Below are 4,202 nucleotides of genomic sequence, written 5' to 3'. Positions count from 1 at the left end.
AGCCTAGAAGAGGTTTTTCATACCGTCACAGCATAGATATAGCGTTTGAAACTCCCATGAATTGTTCCCAATCTCGATGAGAAACCTTATTCCTCATCCACTTTTTTCTCCCTTCCCTTACCCATAATGAAATCTACCACAGCTTGAACTAATCCTGTGCTATCACCGGTTTTTCTCAAAATTAGTCTCGATGCGTACTCTCGAAATATCTTTATATGCTCTTCGGGTGGAAGGTCAATTTTTTCAAGCTTAGGAGCTATCTTTAAGTCCCAAGGAACATTCTTTCTTATATCCTCGATTTCTACTCCCGGAAAACAACCCTTAAGGAACAGTTCTTTTGTTATATTATCGAATCCAAAAACGCCTTGCGTGCTTATTAATAAACTCGGCCCAGTTCCCGGAGGAAAACCTGCCTTTTCCCGCGAATCGCCTCCCGTTAAATGTCCCGGGGAGGAACAGTAGTCCAGCTTCTCAACGAATTCTCCACCTCTCAAAGTGATTATGGTTCTCTTGGAGTGCCCTATAAAATCTGCTGCGCCTCCCGCTCCGGGTAGCCTCATCTTGGGATTCTCATAATCCCCTATAACTGTTGAATTTATGTTGCCATATTTGTCCACTTGAGCTGCACCTAAGAAGCAAACATCCACATAGCCTCTAAACAGTATGGTTGTGAAGGTGTCGGCCAAATCGCAAGAGTAGCTGAAGCCCTTTGTTGTGGTGCTCTCCGCAATGTGGAAGGCTGATTTATAAGGCAAAAAATCTACAATCCCCGCCTCGGTCATAAGAATACAGTTTGGGGCATGAGTCATCTTGGCTACTACCCCCGCTATTATTGGAATTCCCTGACCAATAATAACACGGTCGCCATTCCGGATTTCCTTTGACGCAAGAGAAACCATTAATTCCAAAGGTGTGTAGTTCAGTTCGTTTCACTCCTTCTACTAATTCTCTATTATTCTATTGTTAGTGACTGAGGTTTATTCCAAATCTTCTGATTGCATATGTTTCCTAAAAGATGAGCCATAATTAACGGGTACGCTGTAGTAGGGTTTAGCTTTCAATCTTTCTAGATATATTTTCCCAAACCTCTCAATATAGTGCGCTATATACTCTTGCCTGCCCTCCAAATTGTAAACCCACTCAAAGAGAAAGTGTCGAATACTTTCATGGCTCCAGTTCATTGCTCCTATCATGCCTCTGAAAAAGAAGTCCATGTCATAGTATCCGTGTACCTCAGCGGGGTGCGCTCCCCAAGGTTCTAAAACAACGGCGTTAACGCGAAAACTTGGAATGATGGTATGATGAGGACTACGCTCTATGATTTCATGGTCCACTATTTCCTCCGCTGAGACAATGATTTTTTTACAGGCTAAACTCGCCCACTTGGCGGTTCCTAAAGCGCCCCAGAGCTGCGCATTACCTTCAACATCTACCCTCTGAACATGAACAATAGCCACATCAGGGTTAGCTGCTGGAACAAGAAGCACCTTTTTCCCGGTGAAAGGACATTCCATCTCTTTGAACTTGTTTTCCCCCATAAAGCTTCTCTTTCGGAAAACATCACTGTATTTAAGGCCAATAGGAATCTGCATGAATGTCTGTCCCATAGCTCCTGCCATTAACATGGCTAAAACCGAATAATTCGAATAATCTTCCACCTCAACCCGCTTTTCTTTTAAAGCCCTCTCAAATTCATTTCCGTAATTTGTTCCTCCAGCCCTGAAACTAAATGCAGTAACTATTCGCTTCAAACATCCACCAGCTATCAGTAGATCCGCCTCTTCTATCAATGAAGTGCTCCACAGAATTAGATTTTTCTTCTTCTGTCTAATGATTTCGTGTATAAGGGCAAAGGGGGAAGACTGAAGAAAATTTCCAATGCAAACCTGTTCTCCGTCACTTACAAATTTCTTAACGGCTTCCGACGTAGCCATCACCTTATCATGAACTTGCGGCTCAACCATGAAACTCTTCTCCGAAACTAACTAAACCAACACTAAAATAAATGAGTAATAAATTTACCCTAAACATCTATAAAGATGTATTACTTCTAGTTGGTTATTTTGCCATTATAGAAATATTTAAGTAAACTACTGAACATAGTGTAAACTACAATAAGTAGTTACTTCTAATTACACCCAAAAAAACAAATTAGGAGAGATTAAAATGGCAAATGAATACAAAATAGCATTCTACGGAGCTATAATCACCCTGCTTTCATTCATCCTGATCGGAATAGCACTAGCAGTAATGGGCTTTATCACCAGGGATTATAATCTAATGGGTCTAGCTTTGGCCTCCTTAGAGCAAATAGACATACCCATAATTGGCCCGCTTCCATTACTACCATATGAAGCTGTACTCCTTATGGCAATAGCAGATGTTTCAACTAGTAACGCTTCTCAAATATTAGGGCTAGGTATTCTAGGCGCTCTACCCTTCGCTGTCGGCGGTGTAATGACCGGTTATGGATTCTATGGATTCTACAAGCAAGAGCAGAGCACTCTTTGTCTAATTACCTCGCTCTTGATGATGGTAGGTTTCGGAGCCCTTACAGTCATAATACCACTGGGACTAATTCCCACAACCATTATCTCCCCCTGGACCTTCCTCATCTACCACTACTTTGCAGTAGTAATACCCCTAACACAAACTACCATTATGGGTATGGGACTCGGCGTAGCAGTAGGATTAACCGCATTAATAATAATAGTTGGCTATATTTTACTCGGTGTTACCATGATCGTGATTCGTGACAAGACATCTAAACCAGACTACATGTTAGCCGCCGGAATTCTGAGCATCCTAGGAGGCTTACTGTTCTTCGGAATAATCGGAATAGCACTGGTATTTATAACCTACATACTGCTTGCCCTAGTATTCAAAGAGCTCAGAAAATAAAACACCACCCTCCCCCCTTTTTTTAAAAACGACTGGAAACCTTTACAGCAAAATACCCGTGATTTTTTTTTAAAAAAATAAATCATCAATCCCACTTTCCGCACCCTTTACGAATATTTCGGGTTTTTTTCTTTTTTTCCAATTACTGCTTGTTTCTCTTTGATTGGATTCAAAAACTTTTCAGAAAAATTTGTCCCGGGGGAGGCTTTCCCCGTGTTTAATCCCCACTCCCAGTTTTTAACCTGTTGTGGTGGCCGATTGGAGACCACGGTTCCCCTCCTATTTTTAACACAGCCGTGTAGAAAAATGTGGGCCAGGGACGCAGAAGCCGGCACCCTCTGGAGTCATCACACAAAATAAGCCACACCCTTTTGAGAGTTTTTTTCAAAAAAGCGGAGGCTTCCGCCCCCACAGACTTAAATTTTACAAAAATAGGAAAAAATAAATCAAAGGTGCGGAAAGTGAGATATAAGAAATATCCTGAAGTTTTGATTACTATATTTTAATCCCCATCTTTTTCTCATTTCTGCCTTAAATCAGAATTCCATCTCTTCTCTAAATGGAAAAAGCATTCTAAACGGAATTTTTAAAACCTAGAAATTCACTTGGAATTAAATTTATCCCAATTTTAAAAGAGGAATATATATGGCAAAAAAGAAGGATGTTCAGAAAATTGGGAATGAACAGCCGGGAAAGAACAGATCATTTGCCTCAATGAGTCTCTCATACTTTATCAACAACGCAGATGCCCAGGCTCTACCCACCTACTACACTTCTATAGGCAGAGAGCTGGCAATAACCAGAGCCTCACTGGGTCTAATAACAACCGCACGCGCCGGCCTACAAACCATCGCCGCCCCCATCTGGGGCTACCTCGCAGATAAATACAATCGCAAAAACATACTGGTAATAGGCTGCATAGTTTGGGGTCTCTTCACCCTGCTCTGCGCTATATCAAACAACTTCTCCTCTCTCCTCTATTTTAGAATGCTAGCGGGATTCGGACTGGCAGCCATCATACCTACCGGCTTCTCAATAATAGTAGACTACTACAAACCAGAGGTAAGAGGAAAATATCTCGGACTATTCCAAATGATCGGCATCCTAGGAATAGCGGTACTGGTACCAGTTCTAGGCTATATGGATGCCCCAAGCTTCACCTACGGACTGGAATCTAACCTATACGACTTGTTCATATACGAAGCCATACTCTACTCAATAAACCGTTGTCCGAAACTTACCCATTTAGGACACTTCCAGATGGTGTTCGGTTCCTGCTTCATAGGGGAGCACCTGCCCTT

The 4,202-nt window shown here is 41.9% G+C and carries 5 protein-coding genes; 2 read left to right on the top strand and 3 right to left on the bottom strand.

Annotated features, from left to right (window positions below; translation table 11 throughout):
* Window positions 1–86 precede the first annotated feature (86 nt).
* Entirely contained in the window at window positions 87–899 is an 813-nt protein-coding gene (locus tag ACUVXA_RS17110) for a CoA-transferase subunit beta (RefSeq protein WP_445872503.1), read from the bottom strand.
* Between the two features lie 78 nt (window positions 900–977).
* Window positions 978–1,964: a CoA transferase subunit A gene (locus ACUVXA_RS17105; protein ID WP_445872502.1), complete on the bottom strand. Its 987-nt coding sequence runs from the start codon at window positions 1,962–1,964 to the stop codon at window positions 978–980.
* A gap of 202 nt (window positions 1,965–2,166) precedes the next feature.
* Here ACUVXA_RS17105 and ACUVXA_RS17100 point away from each other — a divergent pair, with 202 nt between their 5' ends.
* Window positions 2,167–2,901: a hypothetical protein gene (locus tag ACUVXA_RS17100; RefSeq protein ID WP_445872501.1), complete on the top strand. Its 735-nt coding sequence runs from the start codon at window positions 2,167–2,169 to the stop codon at window positions 2,899–2,901.
* A 107-nt stretch (window positions 2,902–3,008) separates the two neighbouring features.
* Here ACUVXA_RS17100 and ACUVXA_RS17095 read toward each other — a convergent pair whose 3' ends face one another.
* A complete protein-coding gene (locus tag ACUVXA_RS17095) occupies window positions 3,009–3,170 on the bottom strand; it encodes a hypothetical protein (RefSeq protein ID WP_445872500.1) in 162 nt (53 codons plus the stop codon).
* Between the two features lie 376 nt (window positions 3,171–3,546).
* Here ACUVXA_RS17095 and ACUVXA_RS17090 point away from each other — a divergent pair.
* On the top strand, window positions 3,547–4,202 hold a 656-nt coding region (locus ACUVXA_RS17090), incomplete at its 3' end, for an MFS transporter (protein WP_445872499.1).

It is taken from the genome of Candidatus Jordarchaeum sp., assembly GCF_052745115.1.
The sequence above is the reverse complement of the archived record's forward strand: the minus strand, read 5'-3'. Positions and strand labels throughout refer to the sequence as shown.

Coding starts and splice junctions, on each gene's coding strand:
- ACUVXA_RS17100 (WP_445872501.1), top strand. CDS start 2,167: ATGGCAAATGAATACAAAATAGCATTCTACGGAGCTATAATCACCCTG.
- ACUVXA_RS17110 (WP_445872503.1), bottom strand. CDS start 899: ATGGTTTCTCTTGCGTCAAAGGAAATCCGGAATGGCGACCGTGTTATT.
- ACUVXA_RS17105 (WP_445872502.1), bottom strand. CDS start 1,964: ATGGTTGAGCCGCAAGTTCATGATAAGGTGATGGCTACGTCGGAAGCC.